The sequence below is a fragment of the Pseudomonas sp. WS 5410 genome (genome assembly GCF_012985645.1).
Lineage (GTDB): Bacteria > Pseudomonadota > Gammaproteobacteria > Pseudomonadales > Pseudomonadaceae > Aquipseudomonas > Aquipseudomonas shahriarae.
The window spans coordinates 210,148-228,808 of the sequence record NZ_JAAQWS010000006.1 but is presented as its reverse complement, the minus strand read 5'-3'; the positions used below and the strand labels follow the sequence as shown (position 1 = coordinate 228,808).

The window sequence follows — 18,661 nt, the reverse complement described above, 5'->3', positions numbered from 1 at the left end:
TATCCCTCAGGAGCAACTGTATGGCCCTCGTTACCCTCAAGAAAGATATCCAGCTGTCTGAACTCGACGCCTGGGGCACCGTTGCCGATCTCGGCTCCGAGATCCTCGCCGGCGAGCTCAAGGCTTTCGGCAAAATGACTTTTGGTGCGCCCACCGACAAAGTCAGCAGCGCCTACTTCGGCACCACCCAGGGCAAATTCCGCATGGTCTACCCGTTTCATGAACAAGCCACAGTGGTCACCGGCGAGGTGCGCCTGACCGACGAAAACACCGGCCAAACCACCCGCTACCAGGCCGGTGACAGTTGGTTCGTGACCCAGGGCACACCCGTGCTGTGGGAAGTGGTCAGCGAGAGTTTCGTCAAGCACTACTTCGCGGTCGCATAACTGCGTTGCTTGGTGTGGGAGCGGGCTTGCCCGCGATGGCGGTGGATCACTGACACTCCGCAATCGCGGGCAAGCCCGCTCCCACACAAGCCCACTCCCACATTGGGGGTGGGCTGATTGATAAGTCGCGGTCAGGCCATTCCTACCACCTGCTGCAACCGGCTACTGCGAAACGCCTTGGGCGACTGCTCAAACTGCTTCTTGAACGAACGGCTGAAATGCGCGGAATCGGTGAAGCCCCATTTGTAGGCAATCGAGGTGATCGACTCGCTGCGCAGGAACGGGTTGATCAAGTCATCGGCGCTGCGCTTGAGCCGCGCGCGCTGGATGTAGCGGCAGACGCTGTCGTCCTGTTCTTCGAACAGCCGGTACAAATGGCGCACCGAGATGTTCAAGCGGCTGGCCAGGCCCACCGGGCTCAAGCCAGGCTGGCTCAGAGACTCATCAATGATTTTCTGCACGTAGCTGCGCAGGTTGTTGCCCTGCAACGCGGCCACGTCCTCCCGCGGGTCATCGTCCTGCTCCAGGGCCGAGCCCAGCAATGACACAAAGGCACACTGCAGCGCCTCAACCTCGTCCTCGGCACCCTCGCTGCCCTTGCACAACTGGTCCATCAACACATGCAACATGCGCCCGCAGGCTTTGCTGGAGGAGATCTTGCCAAAGGTCTTTGATTGGCTGCCCATCTGCTTGCACACCTGGGTGCGCGGCAATGACAGCGAGACATGCTCGATCAAACCGAATGGGGTGATTTCAATGGAGCCCACCGAGTCCATCAGCAGCAGTTCGCCAGGGGCCAGTTGCACCCGCTGGCCGTTCTGCACGATCTGCGAATAGCCGCTGCGCTGGCTGACCAAAAAGCAATCCTGATCGTTATCGCGGTCGGGGTTGGTCGCCAGGCGCTTGATCAACCCGGCATTGGTACGCAGGCTGGCCAACGACAGGCCGCCGCTGGCGAGCAGGGAGAACTCGCCGATAAACAGCGAGCGGTTGAAGGCCAGTTCGGTGTCGAAGTGGCCGCACATGGCACGCAAGTCGCGGTTCCAGGTGTCGAGCCCCTGTTGTGCACTCTGTTGGATACCCATGGGTGTCTCCACAATGGCTTATTGTTTTTGTCGGGCAATAGTTAACATGTTACCTATATGCGCGCAACAAGTACCTGTCCACCATTGTGTTAGCACTAATGATGCCAATCAGAGCGTGCGCAATACGCGCTGCAAGCCGAGCAGCGCAGCCAGCAGTACATCCCGCTGTTCACGGCTCAGGGCAATGTAGCGTCGGAAGGCCGGCATGCGGTTGACCACTTCGCTGCCGCCCATGTGCTCCAGGCGTACGTACCATTGCTGGGCACGCAGCTCGATGTGCAGGCGCTTGAAATCCAGGGGCATCAATGCCTCGTGCAGGGCGCTGTCCTGTTGCAAGCGCGCCTGCAATTGCCCCAGCAATGCCCCCTCGCCCGCGCGCTGCCGGCAGCAGATTCCAGTTCGTCGAATGGCCCCGCCATGGTGCAATTCAAAGCGTGCCGCGCCCTCTGCCGAGGCGGGTAGGCGCAGGCTGAATTCGGTCATGACCAGGTGCATCAACAACTGCGATTCGGTGCGCTCGCGGATTTCCAGGTGCAGGCTGTCGTCGTCCAGGACGGCGTGCGCCAAAGTCGGCGATACCTGCTCGAAACGCGCCAGCCCGAGGTTGCGCTGCAACTGCCCCAGGGTGCGCCCAGGCTGATAGCCGGCGGGCGCCCGTTGCGCACTGAACAGTTCAGACAGCTTTTGCCGCAGTGCTGACATAGCCGTGATGAGCGTGACCCGGTTCATTGGCAAACTCCTTGGCCAGCACGTCTTCCACCGACGCCGGCGTGAATGGATTGACCTTCTGCACCACCAGGGTCCAGAACAGCGCATACACCGCAGTACCGCCCAGCATCACGCCGAACGGGACATAGATATCCGCCGGGTTCATCCCCGGCGGCGTGATAAACCACATGCCCAAAAGAATGCCGGCGCTGGACAGCAACTGCGGCAGCGGGAACCACGGCGAGCGATAAGCCCGTGGCAAATCGGGGCGACGAATGCGCAGGATCACCACCGACACCGTGACCAACAGGTAGGCGAAACTCCACGCACACACCGCCGCCAGTACCAAGTGCATGATGTTGTCGGTGTTGCCGCCCAGGTACAGCGCATGCAGGCACGGAATCAGCATCGCCACCAGGATGCACAGCACCGGGGTCTTGAAGCGTGGGTGCAGGTAGGTGAAGACCTTGGGCAACGCGCCATCCACCGCCATGCCATACAGAATGCGTGGCACACCGGCCATCAGGGTGTTGATGGTGGCGGCGCCGGCAAACAGAAAGCCAATGCCCAGCCACAGCGGCCCGATCTGCCCCATCACCTGTTCGGCAAAGCGTGGAATGGCCATGGGTGTGTCCAGCAGATGCACGCCGCTGGTCGCGTCCAGCACCACGTTTTCCACCTGGCGCTTCATCGCTGCGCCATAGATGAACATGCACGTTGCCACGCCCATCAGGCCGAGCATCATTGCCCGGGGCATGACCTTGGCCGACTGGCGCAAGTCCGGCGCCAGCGGGGTGACGAATTCACAGCCGACAAACATAAACATCGCCATGCCCACCAACGACAGCACCGTCACCAGGTCGGTGCCCACCAGGGACTCACCAAACCAGCCGTCCAGTTGCACTGCCGGCGCGGCGATCAGGCCCAGCACGCCAAACACCATCAAGGTGGTCCACATGCCGAAGGTGAGGATGATCTCGGCGCGGCCAAAGGCACTGACGCCAAACACATTGAGCACGCCGAACACCAGCACAAAACCGACACCCAGCAGCCACGAGCCACCGGCGGATTCGGCCAGGGTGTTGAGGTGTTCGAAGTTCACCAGCGCCATGACCCCGGCGAGGATGGTCTCGGCGGTGCCGGCAAACACATGCACGATCAAATACGCCGACAAGGTGCCGGTGATCGCAAAGAAACGGCCCATGCCACAATTGATGTAGTCGTACACCGAGCCGGTGGTAGGCAGTATCGAGGCGGCCTCGGCGAAGGTCGTGGCCTGGGCCAGCATCATCACCACGGCCAGCAGCATGGCCAGCGCAAACGCGCTGCCGCCGATGCCAAAGCCCATGGTCGCGGTGAGAATCACCGGGCTGGCCATGATCAGGCCAATGGTGCTGGCCAACGCGGTGGGGAAACCCACCGTGCCCCGGTTCAGGTGCGCAGTAAGTCTGTCATTGCTCGACATGGTGCAGATCCTCGAAAGGGATTTTTTAGAAGTGTTTGCACTGTGCGCCCCGCCCAACCTGATCGTCTTGCCCCTGGCTGCCGCCGGTTTTGTTGCTCCCTGCCAGGGTTTGCAGCCTGGCGGCCAGGATCAATTACCTGGCACGCAGGTGAAAGACTTGCGCCGCCGACGCTCGCCCTAATGCGCCCTCAACTTAACCCTTGGGGGACTATAACAATGGAGCACACACGCAAAACCCGCCACCTGCGCCCGGCTGTCGGCCTGGGTCTGGCGCTGTTGATTGGCCAACCTTCAGCCCAGGCAATCGAACTGTATGCCGACGACGACACCACCGTCACCGGCAACTTCCTGGCCGTGTACGGCATGTTCAACAGTCGCAAGAACTACGAGGGCAGCCAGGGCGGTTCGACCTGGCGTGAAGGCTTTATCAAGTACGGCTTGAGCGTCGAGCAGACCCTGGGCAGCAACGCCAGTGTGTATGGCACCGCCAACCTGGTGAGTTCCGGCACCTGGGGCGATGGCGATGCCTCCCGCGTGACTGACGGCAGCGAGCGCACCACCAAGTTCGACGAAGCCTTTGCCGGCTGGCGCTCGGGGGACCTGTTGCCGGCCCTGGGCAAGGATGGCCTGGACCTGTCGTACGGGCGCCAGATCATCACCGTGGGCGACGGCTTTATCATCAACGACGATGGCCCGAACCTGGGCAATGGCGTGGCCGACGGTGAGTTCGACCGCGGCGGCGCCTATTACATCGCGGCGCGGCATGCGTTCGACAAGGCGGCAGTGATGCGCCTGGGCGGCAAGGACGGCCTGCATGGCAGCCTGATATGGATCGAGTCCGACAACCGCGCCCAGGCCCTGACCGAAATGGCCATCGGCACCCTGGAATACAGCGCAGCGCCAGGCACCCTGGGTCTGACCTACCTGCATGGCATCGACGTGGACGAGCGGTTTGCCAACGACCTGCAACGTCAACGCAAGGGCATGAACCTCTACAGCCTGCGCGGCACCGGGAATGCCGGGATCGACAACGCGCACTTCTCGTTTGAATACGCCTGGCAGGACAAAGACCCCGGCCCGGAAAAAGCCTGGTACGCCGAGGCCGGCTACACCTTCACCGACCTGCCCTGGTCGCCGGACCTGACCTACCGCTATGCGCGCTACTCGAAAAACTGGGATGCGCTATTCGCTGGCTTCAATCGAGGGTTGGGTACCTGGGTCCAGGGCGAAGTGGCGGGCAACTACTCCGGGCCCTACAACAGCAACACCTCGGTGCAGCACGTGGCACTCAAGGTCAAGCCGCTGGACAACCTGACCCTCGGCGCACTGTTCTTCGACTACCAGACTGTCAGCAAGCGCAACATGCTCGACCTGGATGGCCGCGAGCTGGACCTGTATGTCGAATGGGCGGTGAACGAACACCTGATCATCACGCCGTTGATTGGCCTGTACCAACCGGACAAGGACCAGGAGACGGGCGGCAACCAGGTCGGTGGCAATGGCACCAACGTGTATAGCCAGTTGGTGGTGGCGGTACCGTTCTAAGCCGTGGGTTGCACCTGAGCCACCGCACTTCCCCTGTGGGAGCAGGCTTGCCCGCGATAGCGGTAGTTCATCCGCCGAATGTATCGACTGACACTCAGCCATCGCGGGCAAGCCCGCTCCCACAGGGGCATGGCAGCCACAGACATACGCCCCGGCAGGCACAGTCAAGCTGTCGCCTGCAGCGTTGGTTAGCCTCGGGGTTTCCCTTTTGATCAGGAACCTCCCCATGAGCGATATCGCGCTGCTGCCCACCGTCGAAGCCTTCTTGCGTCGAGACCACGGCCTGTTTATCGACGGTGGCTACGTCGCCAGCCAGTCCAGCCAGACCCTGGAGGTGATCAACCCTGCCACCGGCCAGGTCATCGCCACGGTCGCCGACGCGCAAGCCAGTGATATCGAGCTGGCCGTGGCCTCCGCCAGGCACGGCTTTAAACAATGGTCGCAGACCGCCCCCGCAGTGCGCGGTAACGTGCTGCTCAAACTCGCCGACCTGCTGGAACGCCACCGTGAGGAGCTGGCACAGATCGAGACCTGTCAGTCGGGCAAGATCATCCAGATTTCCCGGGCGTTCGAGGTGGACCAGGCCGCGCATTTCCTGCGTTATTACGCAGGCTGGGCGACCAAGATCAGCGGCCAGACCCTCACCCCGTCACTGCCTTCGTTTGCCGGCGAGCGCTACACCGCCTTCACCCTGCGCGAACCGGTGGGCGTGGTGGTAGGCATCGTGCCGTGGAATTTCTCGACCATGATCGCCATCTGGAAACTCGCCTCGGCCCTGGTGACCGGGTGCAGCATCATCATCAAGCCCAGCGAGTTCACGCCGCTGACCCTGCTGCGCATTGCCGAACTGGCGGTGGAAGCCGGCCTGCCCGCTGGCGTGCTGAATGTGCTGACCGGCGGCGGCCAGGTGGGTAAGGGGCTGATCGAACACCCCGGCACCGACAAGGTGTCATTCACCGGTTCGGTGCCCACCGGCCTTGCGGTGGGCAGCGCGGCCATGGGTGCCGGCCTGACCCGCGCGACCCTGGAACTGGGTGGCAAAAACGCCGCGGCGTTCCTGCCCGATGTGAAGCTGGAAACCGCCGTCAACGGCATTATCGAAGCCGGGTTCCTGCACTCCGGGCAAATCTGCGCGGCGGCCGAGCGGTTCTTCGTCCACCGCTCGCAGATCAACCCGGTCATGCAAGCCCTGGCCCAGCGTTTGAGCCGACTGAATATCGGCTCGCCACTGGATGAGCGCACCGAGTTCGGCCCGGTCACCCACCGTCAGCACCAGCTGAAGCTGGAAGGTTTTTTTGCCACCGCCCGCGCCGAAAACAACACGATCATCCATGGCGGCCAGCCAATGGATCGGCCGGGTTGCTATGTCGAGCCCACGATCATTCTCGCCAACAGCATCAACGACACGCTGCTCACCGAAGAGACCTTCGGCCCTATCGCCACGTTCCTGCCCTACGACGATGAGGATGAGTTGCTGGCGTTGATAAACCACACCGCTGGCGGCCTCAGCGCCAGCCTGTGGACCAACGACCTGGGCAAGGCGCTGCGCATGGTCCCGGCGATCAACGCCGGCACGGTATGGGTGAACATGCACACCCTGCTCGACCCGGCCGTGCCGTTCGGTGGCAACAAATCCTCGGGGATTGGCCGGGAGTTTGGCAGCGCGTTTATCGAGGACTACACCGAACTCAAGTCGGTGATGATGCGCTATTGATCACCCCGGGATCAGCGCCTCCGCCTCGATCTCGATCAACCACTCGGGCAGCGACAGGCCGCTGACGATGATCCATGACGACGGCGGCGGATTGTCGGGGAAACGCTCGCGCAGCGCGGCAGCGATAGGCTCCTGCTGATCGCGGGCGGACTCGACGATATACAGGCGCAGCATGATCACATGGGACAGATCGCCCTCGGCCGCGGCCAGGACCTTTTCGATATTGTCCAGGGCGGTGGCGGTCTGCTCGGCGATGCCGGGGCCGACGGTGCGCTCGTCAGCATCCACCCCCACCTGGCCGGACAAAAGAATGCGCCGGCCCTCGCGCACTTCCATGGCCTGGCTGAAACCGTATTGCAGAGAGTTGAAGACTGTCGGGGGATTGATAGTTTTTCGTTGCATGACGACTCCTTGTTGTCTGTAGGAAATAAGGCTACCTCAAGTGTTTTTTCGGCTCTTGGAGAAGTTGCCGATTTCAACATCCAGAAACAGAACACCTTGCAATCCAGCCTCCCCCTACCTATATTCGCGCCAGGCGCCATCTACGCCACCCTCCGCGGAAAGGGCTGCGCCCAGGACATGACTGCATACTTCATCACTACGACTCCCAACCTTAAAGCGGACAAGGTTTGTGCAAGGAGATCGTATGTCGCAACGCCCCGCCTCACCGTCCACTGACGGTCGTATCAACCTTGAGCAGCAGCGCAAGCGCGCCAAGGAACTGTTGCAGCGCCTGAAACACGGCACCGCGCCCACTGAACTGGCGCTGCTTGCCAGCCCCCACCCGACGCTTTCCGATGCCCAATGGCTGATTGCCCGGCAACTGGGTTTCAGCAGTTGGCCCAAGCTCAAGGCCCATGTGGATGCAGTGGATTTTGCCGCCAACCACCCCGGTTTCGAAGCCAGCGATGAAGCGCGCACCACCCATTGGCGCTGCGGCAACGATATTGCCCACAGCCTCGGCGTGGCGGGGTTCAAGGGGCGGTTTCGGATGCTCAGCGACCCGCTGTGCATGGGCCCGGTCCAGGCCTTGCCTGGCGAGGCCTACCGGGCGATGCGGGCGCGCTTCATCGGCCAGGCGTTTACCCTGGATGTGGCAGATGCCGCACGCCGCCTGGACGATGAGTACAGCCATCTTGAAGAGCTGGGCAGCGCCGACCACAGCGTGTTGTGGTGCGAAGCGGATGCCTATGACCAACTGTTCCTGATCCGTGCCCTGGCAGGTCTTCAGCACACGCCGGCCAGGCTGGAGTTGATCGCGGTCGACCGCATTCCCGGCGTGCAGCGCTTTATCGGCATCGGGCAATTGGCCCCGCAGGTGTTGGCCTGGCTGTGGCCCCAGCGCCGGCCAGTTGACGAGCCCATGCGCCAATTGGCGCGGCAGGCTTGGGCGGCCTATTGCGACAGCTCGCCCGTGGCCCTGGCACAGTTGGCCCGCAACCCCCACCCCGCCTTACCCTTGCTGGCCCCGGCACTGCGCCGGCAGTTGCAGGAGTTGCCCGGCGCTCGCGATGGCTTGTCGCTGACCGAGCGCCTGGCCCTGCAATATCTGGCCGAAGTCGGCCCCACGCCGTTTGCCCGAGTGTTCGCCGAGCTGATGGCCAAGCGTGAACCCCTGCCCTACCTCGGCGACATGATGTTCCATGCCCTGATGCGGCCGCTGATCGACGGGGCCTCTCCTTTGCTGACTGAGTCCGACAGCCACCTACCCTGGCCTGGCCGCACACTGGCGCTGACGCCCCTGGGCCACCGGGTGTTGAGTGGCAGCGAGTACTGGCCCGATCATGCAAGCCACGAGCGCTGGGTCGGTGGCGTGCAGATCGCACCGGGGCAGCCGCACTGGACGATCAAAGACAAGGGCGTGCCAGCCTGGCGGACCTAACGCCCCTGGCTGAGCATCTGCAGGTTCATCGCCACGAGCTTGCGCCGCTTGGACAAGGGCTTGCCGGCGTGTTTATGCAAGGTGCACAACTCGAGGTCATCCTCGATGACCAGGATGCGTGCGGAAGGAGATGACATAGGCAGCAGATGATAACCGGTCACAATTAGGCCAACTTCTCACCCGGGGAAACATTGCGCAACGAACGTGGCGTATTGGGCTGTGTGAACGCGGATTATCAATATTTTGAAGAAACTGATTGCATCGAACCTGGGCTTTTTCAGTCAAACGCCAGCAATCAAGCTATCTCCTCGTTAGGTCACGTCACCAGATGCAGGAGAATCATCATGTCGAAAGCCGCCGTCAGCCAGTTCATGCACACCCTCCATCAACGCCTCACCGAGTTGTGGGATACCTGTGCCCGCGCTGGGGGAGCACGCTCATGACCCGTTTGCTGCTGGGCGCCGCCATGCTGGCACTGCTTGCCGGGTGCGCCACCGTCAAACAGCCCGAGCTGGACGTCGCGGTCCAAAGCTCCGGGCAGATCTGGAACGCCGTAGCGCACTATAGCGGCCGCACGTTTCTCTCGGGGCCACGCTGGACCGGGACCCAGGGGCCACAACTGACGGCAATCGACCAAAATGGCCAGCGCGCTGCCTATCCAAGCGGTGCCTGGAACAGCTGGGCACCAGGGCGGGATGCTGCCAACGTCTTCGTGAATATCAATGCCCTGCGCCTGGAGGGTGACAAACTGTGGGTGGTGGATACCGGATCGCCCGAATTCGGCGGCAACCCTGTCAGCCAAGGCGCAAAGCTGGTGTGTATCGACCTGCCTACAAACCAGGTGGTTCGCACCTACTTCTTCGGGCCAGATATCGCCATGGCCGGCAGCTACGTGGACGACGTCCGCTTCAGCGCCGGCAAGGCCTTCCTCACCGATGCGGGAAATGCCGGCATTATTGTCGTCGACCTGGAGACCGGCGAAGCCCGGCGCGTGCTGAACCAGCATGCCTCAGTGGTCGCCCGGCCCGACCGGGACTTGATCCTCAGCAACCAGGTGGTCAAGGCTCCCAACGGCCAACCCCTGCGCGTCAACGCCGACCCGCTGGAAGTCAGCATTGACGGCGTCTGGCTGTACTATGGTGCGCTGCAAGGCCCGTGGTTCAAGGTGCGGATCCAGGACCTTGCGAACCCGGCCCTGCCCCCGGAACAACTGGCCGCGCGGGTAGAATTCTTTGCCGATATACCGGCAACGGGAGGTTCGGTCATGGATGCACAGGGCAACCTGTACTTTTCCGATCTGGCCCACGACGCCATGCGCGTGCGCCGCCCTGACGGACAGATCGAAACCCTGATCGTGGACAAGCGCCTGCACTGGGTTGACGCGCCCTTCCTGGACAAGGACGGGACGTTGTGGCTGCCCACTCCACAAATGGACCGCGTAGCCCTGTTCAACAAGGGTAAATCCCTGGTGCAGTGGCCGGTGGGGGTTTATCGCTTATCGATACAGCGCTGATCAGCGCGACTGCAGATTGCTTAACGCTTTCACATCCCTTTCACAGTCGGGCGCCTAAGGTGATCCCAGCTCCTAGTGAAAACCTTTAAGCCCGCACTCCCCATCGCGGGCTTTTCTTTGTCTGGGATTTGGTTGAAAGCGGGGTGCCCGGCATCTGCATGCCGGGCCAGAAAAGTGCAACTACAGCAATACCGTAGCCAGCATCCCCAGCGCCCCCAGGCAAAAGCCGATCAATGCGCCGCGCCCAGGTGCCTCATGGAACAGTGCCCAGACCACCACAGGCTCCAGTAGCAGCAAGGACGTGACCGAGACCACGGTGACGATCCAGATATCACCGACCGCCACATACCCCAGCCAATAGGCGCCCAACAGGCAAAGCCCGGCAAAGCACATCAGCACTACAGGCATGATGAATGCCTGCCATGAACCGTCGCCGGCATGGGCCAGCCTGGCGGTGACTACCTCGCTGTAGATTGCACAAAACTCACCGATCACCATCAACCCTAGAGCAAAAACTCCGAGTAGTTCTTTGGACATATCAAAAACTCCTTCGTATTCAGCGCAATGTTTTTCAGCTCCCAGCGCGCGATGCCGCTCACCAGGGAGTTGTTGCAGTGATACGAAGCAGCCTTGAACAGGCCTGAATTACCGAAGTGCTTTTGCATGCTCATGTCCTTCAACGGGTGTGAGTCGGCGCAGCCCCAACTAAGGAGGGCTGGCTCAGATCATACGTTCCGTTGAGCGGCGTGAACAAGCAACACTAGAGTGGCGGTATAGATGAGGCCGCGATAGCCAGAGCCAGCTGTGCGTCAGACATCAGTGGCGGCTTGTAGGTCGAGCGGTAAAACCTGCATGCCTGCTCGAACTGTGCACCCCGGATCTCACCATCGGAGCCAATGAACGCCAGCGCGTCACTTTTGGAGGATTTGAAAAGCTCTGGAATGTAGGAAGTACCGGCGGTGGCTCCCGAGGTAATCACAAAGGGCGCTACCGAGGTGAGCATGAGCGCCCCCTGGAACGGGTTATTGTTTTCGGCGGCCACAGCGGGGTTGCCAATCGACGCCAGGAGGACGATTGCCAGGGGTTTGCAGAAATCCATGGGTGATTGCTTCCGTGCGTTCAGAGGGGCGCCACGATAACAGAGTTGGGCGGTCCATCACGCAGGTGTCGCAGGAGCATGCCCGGGAACGTGTACCACACGCCCCCGGGCACGCTAGGTCACGGCTTGAGTTCAAACAACGCCGGCATTGGCGGCCATTCGGAAGGTACCTTGCGGAAGTGGCTGAACCCGGCGGCTTGCGCCATCTGCCGTGCGCGTTTCTCGCCCATGAACGCCCCCAGCCCTGCCCCACCGTGGGACAGCGAGCAGGTCATGCAATACAGGGTGCTCTGCGGATACATCACTCGACCGAACAGGTTCATGTTCTCGTGAAGCTCTTCGGACAGGTTGAGCTCGACCATCAGGTAGGTGCCGTCTTCGGCCGTCGCGGCGCGCAGGTCCTTGAGCATCTGCTGAGGATCGGTGGCATCGTGGATCACCACAAAGGTGGTCACGAAGTCGAATTGCTGGCCTCGCAAGGCATCCGAATCGTTCACCTCGAATTGCACCCGGTCACCGACCCCGGCTGCCTCGGCATTGGCCCGTGCCAGCTCGATGGAAGGCAGGTGAAAGTCGCAGCCGACAATCCGGGCCTCAGGGTATGCCTTGGCCATGGTGATCGCCGCAAGGCCGGCGCCGCAACCGAAATCCAGGACACTGCCGCCGGTCTTGAGCTTCTCTTCGACGCCGTCCAGGGAAGGAATCCAGTGCTGGACCAAGTAGTGCTTGTACCAAGGCATGGTCATGCGCTCCATGCCTTTCCAGGTTTCCAGCGGAAACGCCTCTTCGGCGCAACCACCACCGTGGCGAAAAGCTTCGATGACCTTGGGCGCCATGCTCACGAACGGCACACTCAGCTGAATGATCCCACCGGCAAAATAGGGCGAGTCTTCATCGGCGAGAACCGGCACAAATTCAGCGGGCATCTGGTAGCTACGGGTTTGCGCGTCATAGGTCACATAGCTGCCGGTGACCATGCTGCCCAGCCATTCGCGCAAATAGCGTGCGTTGTAGCCGGTCTTCTGCGCCAGCTGTTCCAGGGTCACGGCCTCACCGTCGGCCAGTGCCTTGAACAGGCCAAGCTGGTCACCGATGTAGAGCATCGCACCGCGCAGTGTGTTGCCGTAATCCTCCATGATCCGCGCGGAAAACTGCTGGACCTTGGTTTTATCAACTTCCATAACCTTAGACATCTGTCTCTCCTTGATAAGTTTGCAAGCCTGCTCATTGAGCAAGGGTCAGCGGTCCGTCAGTTTGGACAGCACGTTATCGACAATGCGTTCGGACATGCCCAGATGGCTTCTGGGCTCGAACAGCCGCGCCAGGACGCCTGCATCCATGACAGCGACCACCCGGGTATCGGCCTCGATCGCCGTGCGGATCGACACGTGATCGCGCTGGCTCGCCTGGGACACTTCGAAGATGATTTGGTAGGCGCTGCTCTTGCCGAGCTTGCGTGCCATTTCGAACACCACGGCTTCGGTGCAGATCGCATCGCCATAGCCCTGGGCGGTGCATTCCATCTTCTTGACGTTAACGGTCAGCCCGTCGATGGTCTCGGTCAGAATCGAGAGCGCCATCAGCGCATAGTGCGAAACGTCCGCCACCGCACACCACTCCAGGCGCGTGCCACGGTAATCGCGCTCGTGCTCGAGGATCATCGCGTCCAGCGCGAGCACGACCTGGGCCTTGGCTAACCGCGCCAGGACCACGACCTGCTCGCAGCCCTCGGGGTTGCGCTTGTGGGGCATGGTGCTGCTGCCGATCTGCTGATCGCTCCAGCCCACTTCCACCTCGCCGATTTCCCAGCGATTGAGCGTGCGGATTTCGTCGGCCACACGGGCCAGCGATGCCGTGACCATGGCCAAGGTACTGACGAACTCTGCGACACGGTCACGGGATACGTGCCATCCGGTCAGGGGTACTTGCAGCGACAAGCGCTGCGCAAAACGCTCCAGCATGGGCATCGCGTCCGGACCGAACGCCGCCATCGTGCCGACCCCGCCAAACAGCTGCACCACCAGCACTCGCTGGCGGGCCTCAGCCAGGCGCTGGCGGTGGCGCAGCAGTTCATCAATCCAGCCGGCGACCTTCAGTCCGAAGGTGGTTGGCAAGGCAGGGATCGAATGGGTCCTGGCGACCATCAGCGAATCACGGTGCGCATCGGCCAGCGTCGACAGTTTGCCCAGCAAGGTCTCAAGGGCCAGGTCCATCGCGTCGAGGACGTCGCGCATTTCCATGGACTGGGCGGTGTCCTGTATGTCCTGGGTGGTGGCGCCGTAGTGCACGAATTCACGGGCACTCGGGCTGCAGTTTTTTTGCAGGGCGCTCAGCAAGGGCATCAGCGAATGACCGGTGGCAGCCACGCCTTCGGCCAACTGGCGCACATTGATGCCCGACAGCAAGGCGGCTTTTTCGATCTCCAGGGCGGCCTCGAGCGGGATGATATTGACATCGGCCTGGGCCATGGCCAGCGCAGCTTCCACATCCAGCCAGCGCTGCAGGCGGCAGTGACTGCAGAAGATCTTGCGGCTCTGCGGGCCGGCATAGCCTGAACCGTGGGTTTTCGAGTCGAGGATGTGGCTGTGTTCGTGCCGGCACTGCTCGCCGTCATGACCCAGGCCGAGGTGTTCCGAACGAGCGGTGCAAGATGCACGGGCTACCTTTTCCAACGTTTGCGAATCCATCACATACCCTCCATCGCGTACTGGGACTGACCGACATTTCCTGGGGTTGCCATCACCGCTTCAAGGCCATCGCTTGAAGACCGGGGTATCGCTTTGTTCGCCACCAATTCGACCATCTGTGCCGCAAGCCCCGTGTAGGTGGTCGGGTCAAGCAGGTCGTCGAGCGCTTGGCGGGTGAAACAGCCGTGCAAACGCTGATCGTTGAGCAGGGCTTCGCGAAAAGAAACACCCGCGCCTTGGGCTTGCAGAGCTATTTCGTGAACCAACTGATGGGCCGTCTGCTTGCCCAGGCGAGGCGCCAGCGCGAGCATGACCCGCTCCGACAGGATCAGCCCGTCCAGCAAATCCAGGTTGCTGCGCATGCGCGCTTCGCGCACGTCCAGCCCGGCCAGCAGCACACCCTCCATCCGTGCAAGCAAGGCACCGGCGTAGATGAACAGCTCCGGCAAGGCCGCCCATTCGATGCGCCAGGTGGTGCCGTCACGCTCATGCAACTGGAACGCCGCATCGGTCAGCGCGAGCATTTGTGCGCGTACCAGCCGCGAAAGCGCGCTGATCAGATCCACCGTCGACGGGTTTTGCTTGTGGGGCATGGTGCTGCTCCCCACCTGCCCTGCCCGGCGGCCTTCACGCACTTCATCTATCTCGGTGCGTTGCAGGTGGTAGATCTCATTGGCGACCCGGCCCAAGGTCGCCGAGGCCTGGACCAGCAGCCAGGCCGCCTCCAGCACCCGGTCGCGGGCGCTGTGCCAACTGCTCAACGGTGCCGCCAGGCCAAGGCTCTCCAGGGTCCGGCGCTGCACCTCCAGGCCCTGTGTGCCCAAGGCCGCCAAGGTGCCCACGGCGCCGGTCAGGTTGCCCACCATTACCCGGGCATACGCCTCATCAAAGCGCTCAAGGTGTCGATCAATTTCATCGACCCACACCGCGACCTTGTAGCCAAACGTGGTGGGCAGCGCTTGCTGCCCGTGGGTCCTGGCGACCATCGGCGTGTGCTTATGCTGCAGGGCGAGCGTGAGCAAATGCCCACGAATCCCCCGCAAACGCTGCAAGACCAGGCCCCAGGCATCGCGAACCTGCAGGACGAGCCCGGTGTCGAGGATGTCCTGGGTGGTCACGCCGTAATGCACGTACTCACCCAACCCATCGGCGCACAAGGCCTCCAGTGCGCGAATGGTCGGCACCAGGATGTGCCCGGTTTCCATGCTCTCGCGCCCCAGTGCGTCGAGGTCGAGCAGCTCCACACTGGCCACCCGGGCGATTTCCCGCGCAGCTTCATGGGGGATGATGCCCATCTGCGCCTGGGTCGCCGCCAGCGCTGTTTCAACATCGAGCCACTTCTGCACCTGATTGGCATCAGAGAAGATCGCGGCAAATTCCGGGGACGAGTAAGCGCCCCCGTGGATACGGGATTCTGATATATGACTCGGCATGTCGGGTTACTCGCGTTGTCCAGGGAGGGCTACTTCACGCGCTGCACTTCTTCCCAGACAGCGTCGTAATAAGCCCTCTCCAGCCGGAAGTGCTGGGCCAGGGACGTCAGGAATGAATTCTGGAACGCGAGGTCCGGAATACGCCGTGAGATCAGCGCCCATTCACGCTTGGCCCGCGGCGGGACAAGGCTGATATGCACTTCGTAGTACTCCGCGTCGTCCTGGCTCAGGCCAGCGTTGCGCAAGGCGTTGTACAACTTGCCGTGGTTGCCGGGAACCACCAGTTCGGTGATGTAGAACACCGCCAGGCCCCAGCCGACATCCGGGTTGCGAAAGCACCGGGCCCGGTTGTTCAGGTAGGCGATCTCTTCGGGCATGGTCGAGATGGCGTCGAAATCAGCAGGCAGGCCCACGGCGCCGAGGAGCTTGGCCAACAGCCGTGGGTGGGAGCGCTGCTCGTCCTCTTCGCCCAGCTCGCCGTAGAGGTAACGGCCAAGCGCGGCTGCCTCGTCCACGTCGGTGAGGTTGACCAGCAGGTCCGCGGCGTCGCGGTACAGGCGGAAGGTGCGGAACCACTGGTGATGCAGGAACACCTGCAGTTGCTCACGGGAGGCCTTGCCTTCAAATATGTACTGCGACATCGGATGGTTTTCCCGCGACTGCGCGGCAATTTCCTCTTCCAGGCGCTGTTGGAAGCCAGCTTCGGACAAGGGCGATGCCAGGTCCGCAGACGGCATGAAACGCTCTTGCACGCCATAGATGGCATTGGCCAGCCAGCGCCGGGTCGAGGCAGTGGCGACGTCATCGCTCAGCGACAGGATGTACAACAATTGCTGACACTGCGCCGCGTTCGCGGCATCGCCCCGGTGGCCCGATTCGCACAAGGCGCGCAGCATATTGGCGGCAATTTCGATACGGTTGAATGTCGTGTCAGGTTTGAGCGCCTCAGCCAGCAGGCGGGCTTCAGCGGTGTGAATGCTCTGTAATTGCGGCAGCGAGAAATTACGTGGGCTCATCATGTGCTCCATTTTTTTGTTCTAGGGTCGCTGGGAGGATCAGGCGGGCAGGCGTTGTTCCTGCATCTGCTGCCACAGGCTGTCGAAGTAGGCCTTGTTGATTTCGAAGTGACGCTTGAGCGCCCGCATGAACATGCGCTGGAAGCCTTCATCACCGGCGAACTTGGCGATCAGTGCCCACATTTCCTCGGTGTCGATCTCATCCTGGGTGCCATGCAGGCGGTGGAACTCACTGGGCCCCTCTGGCACCTCGAGGCGCTGCAACAACTCGTAGATGCGCCGATGGTTGACGCAACTGACCGACTCGACGGCGTACAGCAACGCCAGGCCCCACGCCACATCGGTGTGCCGCACACAACGAATGCGATTGTTCAGGTAGGCCTTTTCCAGGGGGTGCAGTGCCGGGAAGTCAATCGCCAGCGGAATATCGAAATACTCCATGAGGTGGGCCAGCATCGCCGGGTGGGAACGCTCCGGTGTCTCCGCCCCTGCCTCGCCGTAAAGGTTGCGGTAGAACACCGACGCGTCCTCAATGGCTTCGAAGCGAAAGGCCAGTTCGGCCAGCAGGCTGTAGAAGTTGTAAGAGCGGGTCCAGTGGTGTTCCAGGAAGAAGCGCACGTCTTGCACCGGAGGCGTGCCCTGGAACAGGTGCACCGACATGGGATGATTGACCCGGCTGCGTGCGGCGATTTCAGCATCGACCTGCTTGCGGAACTCATCCGCCGGCAGTGCGGTGAAACTCGGCAGGTCGGCGGCGAATTCATCTTCGACGCGGTAAACCTCACTGGCCATCCAGCGACGGGTCGGCTCGGTGCGCGGCTCGCCGGGAATGTGCAGTTGCAGCAGTGCTGACTGGTAGTGGGCGTAGGCGTCGGCGTCTCCCGACAGGCCTTGCCGGGTCAGCGCAAGCAGCGCTTCCAGCGCGCTGGTGACCTGGGTGTATGGCGCGCCGGGCTTTAAAGCATCAGCCATCAGCGCCGAAGCGATGGTGCACTGATGGGCATCCGGGCGTTGTTGCAGGGCAGCAGTATCCATTGATAACCCCTTTGATCCTTATTTTTATGATGGTTGCGTACTCGAAAAAAATCCTAAAGGTTCCTCCAGTGGCAAGGTCAACACCTGTAGGAAAATTCTTTTCATTGAGTTGAAACAGCCCGTAACCAGGGCTGTTCGCCCCGCCGATGGCTGACCAACGGCGAGGCGAGGATGCCGGGGGGAGACTTCAGGACGCGGCGGGAACTGTCACGAGGAAAGGCACGGTACGAATTTTGTCGCCACCCTTGAATTGAATCCACAAGGCATAAGGCCCCGCATGCGCGGGCTTGGCATGCAGCATCAACTGCGCCGAGACTGCGCCTGGGTCGCCATGGTCACCGTGGGCGGCCTGCGCCGCCATGGCATGCGCATGCACATAGTCCAGCTCATCGGTACTGACGAAAACCGCATGGGCCGCCACACCCAGGTAGGTGTCCAGATCCTGGGCCGGCTTGCCATCCTTGAGCACGGTCAGCGACATCATGCTTTCGCTGCCGGCACGCAAGGCCGACGTGTCCAACTTGACCGTGTACGGGCCATCGCTACCTTGCTCCGGTTTAGACGGCGCCTGGGCCACCGCATCGCTGCCGCCCTGTACTGGCACCTCGAAGCGCACCACCTGCTGGCCAAGCCCGCTCGGCACGGCATCGGCATAGACGTAATAGGTGCCCGGCCGGGGAAACTTCATCGCGACCTTGAAGCGACCATCAGCGCCCAGCTTGGCCGCGTGCTCATGGATAAAGCTGGTGAAATGGCTGTCGGTCGCCAGCACATGAAGGCGCTGGGTCAGTTCTTCGTCAAACTGCACGATAGGTTGCCCGGTGGCCTTGTCGGTAAAGGCAATCGACAACTCACGTGTCAGTGGGCCGGTTTCTTTGACGATCAGCGCGCCAACAGCCTTTTCGCTCTCGCCGGGCAGCGCGAACGTGCCTTTGATGCTTTCCTGGGCTGCCATCGACGGCATTGTCGCCGCGCCTAGCACTGCCAGGCCAACGGTTAGAACCTGCTTGGTATCCATCTGGGTGACTCCTCATTCGATAAATGGTGGCTTGCGACAGGAAATCTGCCACCTGGCCGTTCTTCGCCGAACACT

At 61.8% G+C, this 18,661-nt stretch carries 19 protein-coding genes; 5 read left to right on the top strand and 14 right to left on the bottom strand.

All coding sequences use genetic code 11. The features are described 5' to 3' along the window. Positions 1-20 precede the first annotated feature (20 nt). Positions 21-386: a cupin domain-containing protein gene (locus HBO24_RS11755; protein WP_057441665.1), complete on the top strand. Its 366-nt coding sequence runs from the start codon at positions 21-23 to the stop codon at positions 384-386. 131 nt (positions 387-517) lie between these two features. On the opposite strand, the gene feaR is transcribed toward HBO24_RS11755, so the two are convergent. The 3 genes from feaR to HBO24_RS11740 form a co-directional block, all read right to left on the bottom strand. Beyond that, positions 518-1,471 (bottom strand): transcriptional regulator FeaR, encoded by a 954-nt coding sequence (gene feaR / locus HBO24_RS11750; RefSeq protein WP_170059749.1) that lies wholly within the window; start codon positions 1,469-1,471, stop codon positions 518-520. 108 nt (positions 1,472-1,579) lie between these two features. Then, positions 1,580-2,200 carry a DUF3156 family protein gene (locus tag HBO24_RS11745; protein WP_170059748.1) on the bottom strand — a complete coding sequence of 207 codons (621 nt, stop codon included), beginning with the start codon at positions 2,198-2,200 and terminating at the stop codon, positions 1,580-1,582. Next, positions 2,145-3,644: an APC family permease gene (locus HBO24_RS11740; RefSeq protein WP_057441676.1), complete on the bottom strand. Its 1,500-nt coding sequence runs from the start codon at positions 3,642-3,644 to the stop codon at positions 2,145-2,147. Before HBO24_RS11740 ends, HBO24_RS11745 begins: the two co-directional genes overlap by 56 nt. Positions 3,645-3,860: 216 nt before the next feature. On the opposite strand from HBO24_RS11740, the gene HBO24_RS11735 reads away from it, so the two are divergent. Together HBO24_RS11735 and HBO24_RS11730 are read left to right on the top strand one after the other, a co-directional pair. Then, positions 3,861-5,189: a hypothetical protein gene (locus tag HBO24_RS11735; RefSeq protein ID WP_170059747.1), complete on the top strand. Its 1,329-nt coding sequence runs from the start codon at positions 3,861-3,863 to the stop codon at positions 5,187-5,189. A gap of 226 nt (positions 5,190-5,415) precedes the next feature. Next, a complete protein-coding gene (locus HBO24_RS11730) occupies positions 5,416-6,903 on the top strand; it encodes an aldehyde dehydrogenase family protein (RefSeq protein ID WP_170059746.1) in 1,488 nt (495 codons plus the stop codon). Here the strand turns inward: HBO24_RS11730 and HBO24_RS11725 are convergent, their stop codons facing one another. Next, a complete protein-coding gene (locus tag HBO24_RS11725; RefSeq protein WP_057441680.1) occupies positions 6,904-7,305 on the bottom strand; it encodes a Rid family hydrolase in 402 nt (133 codons plus the stop codon). Between the two features lie 244 nt (positions 7,306-7,549). Here HBO24_RS11725 and HBO24_RS11720 point away from each other — a divergent pair, with 244 nt between their 5' ends. Continuing rightward, positions 7,550-8,785, top strand: coding sequence for a DUF1835 domain-containing protein (locus HBO24_RS11720; protein ID WP_170059745.1), 1,236 nt, complete (start codon positions 7,550-7,552; stop codon positions 8,783-8,785). Here the strand turns inward: HBO24_RS11720 and HBO24_RS11715 are convergent. Beyond that, positions 8,782-8,922, bottom strand: a complete 141-nt coding sequence (locus HBO24_RS11715; RefSeq protein ID WP_164844833.1) for a hypothetical protein — start codon at positions 8,920-8,922, stop codon at positions 8,782-8,784. The two genes, HBO24_RS11720 and HBO24_RS11715, sit on opposite strands and share 4 nt — an antisense overlap. 302 nt (positions 8,923-9,224) lie before the next feature. Here HBO24_RS11715 and HBO24_RS11710 point away from each other — a divergent pair, with 302 nt between their 5' ends. After that, positions 9,225-10,298 (top strand): L-dopachrome tautomerase-related protein, encoded by a 1,074-nt coding sequence (locus HBO24_RS11710; protein ID WP_115128608.1) that lies wholly within the window; start codon positions 9,225-9,227, stop codon positions 10,296-10,298. Between the two features lie 180 nt (positions 10,299-10,478). Here the strand turns inward: HBO24_RS11710 and HBO24_RS11705 are convergent, their stop codons facing one another. The 9 genes from HBO24_RS11705 to HBO24_RS11665 form a co-directional block, all read right to left on the bottom strand. Continuing rightward, positions 10,479-10,796, bottom strand: coding sequence for a hypothetical protein (locus HBO24_RS11705; RefSeq protein WP_057441684.1), 318 nt, complete (start codon positions 10,794-10,796; stop codon positions 10,479-10,481). 5 nt (positions 10,797-10,801) lie between these two features. Continuing rightward, entirely contained in the window at positions 10,802-10,963 is a 162-nt protein-coding gene (locus tag HBO24_RS11700) for a hypothetical protein (protein WP_162947739.1), read from the bottom strand. Between the two features lie 95 nt (positions 10,964-11,058). After that, a complete protein-coding gene (locus HBO24_RS11695; protein ID WP_057444280.1) occupies positions 11,059-11,397 on the bottom strand; it encodes a DUF2388 domain-containing protein in 339 nt (112 codons plus the stop codon). A 119-nt stretch (positions 11,398-11,516) separates the two neighbouring features. Then, the gene (locus HBO24_RS11690) at positions 11,517-12,590 is read right to left on the bottom strand and encodes a methyltransferase domain-containing protein (RefSeq protein WP_057444279.1); all 1,074 of its coding nucleotides are present in this window, start codon (positions 12,588-12,590) and stop codon (positions 11,517-11,519) included. A 45-nt stretch (positions 12,591-12,635) separates the two neighbouring features. Next, a complete protein-coding gene (locus HBO24_RS11685) occupies positions 12,636-14,084 on the bottom strand; it encodes an adenylosuccinate lyase family protein (protein ID WP_115128610.1) in 1,449 nt (482 codons plus the stop codon). Further along, positions 14,084-15,517, bottom strand: coding sequence for an adenylosuccinate lyase (gene purB / locus HBO24_RS11680; RefSeq protein WP_115128611.1), 1,434 nt, complete (start codon positions 15,515-15,517; stop codon positions 14,084-14,086). Before purB ends, HBO24_RS11685 begins: the two co-directional genes overlap by 1 nt. A gap of 29 nt (positions 15,518-15,546) precedes the next feature. Then, positions 15,547-16,533: an HOASN domain-containing protein gene (locus tag HBO24_RS11675; protein WP_057441693.1), complete on the bottom strand. Its 987-nt coding sequence runs from the start codon at positions 16,531-16,533 to the stop codon at positions 15,547-15,549. A 39-nt stretch (positions 16,534-16,572) separates the two neighbouring features. Continuing rightward, the gene (locus tag HBO24_RS11670) at positions 16,573-17,568 is read right to left on the bottom strand and encodes an HOASN domain-containing protein (RefSeq protein ID WP_057441694.1); all 996 of its coding nucleotides are present in this window, start codon (positions 17,566-17,568) and stop codon (positions 16,573-16,575) included. 187 nt (positions 17,569-17,755) lie between these two features. After that, on the bottom strand, positions 17,756-18,586 hold the full coding sequence (locus HBO24_RS11665) for a hypothetical protein (RefSeq protein WP_057441695.1): 831 nt from the start codon (positions 18,584-18,586) through the stop codon (positions 17,756-17,758). Positions 18,587-18,661: the final 75 nt, after the last annotated feature.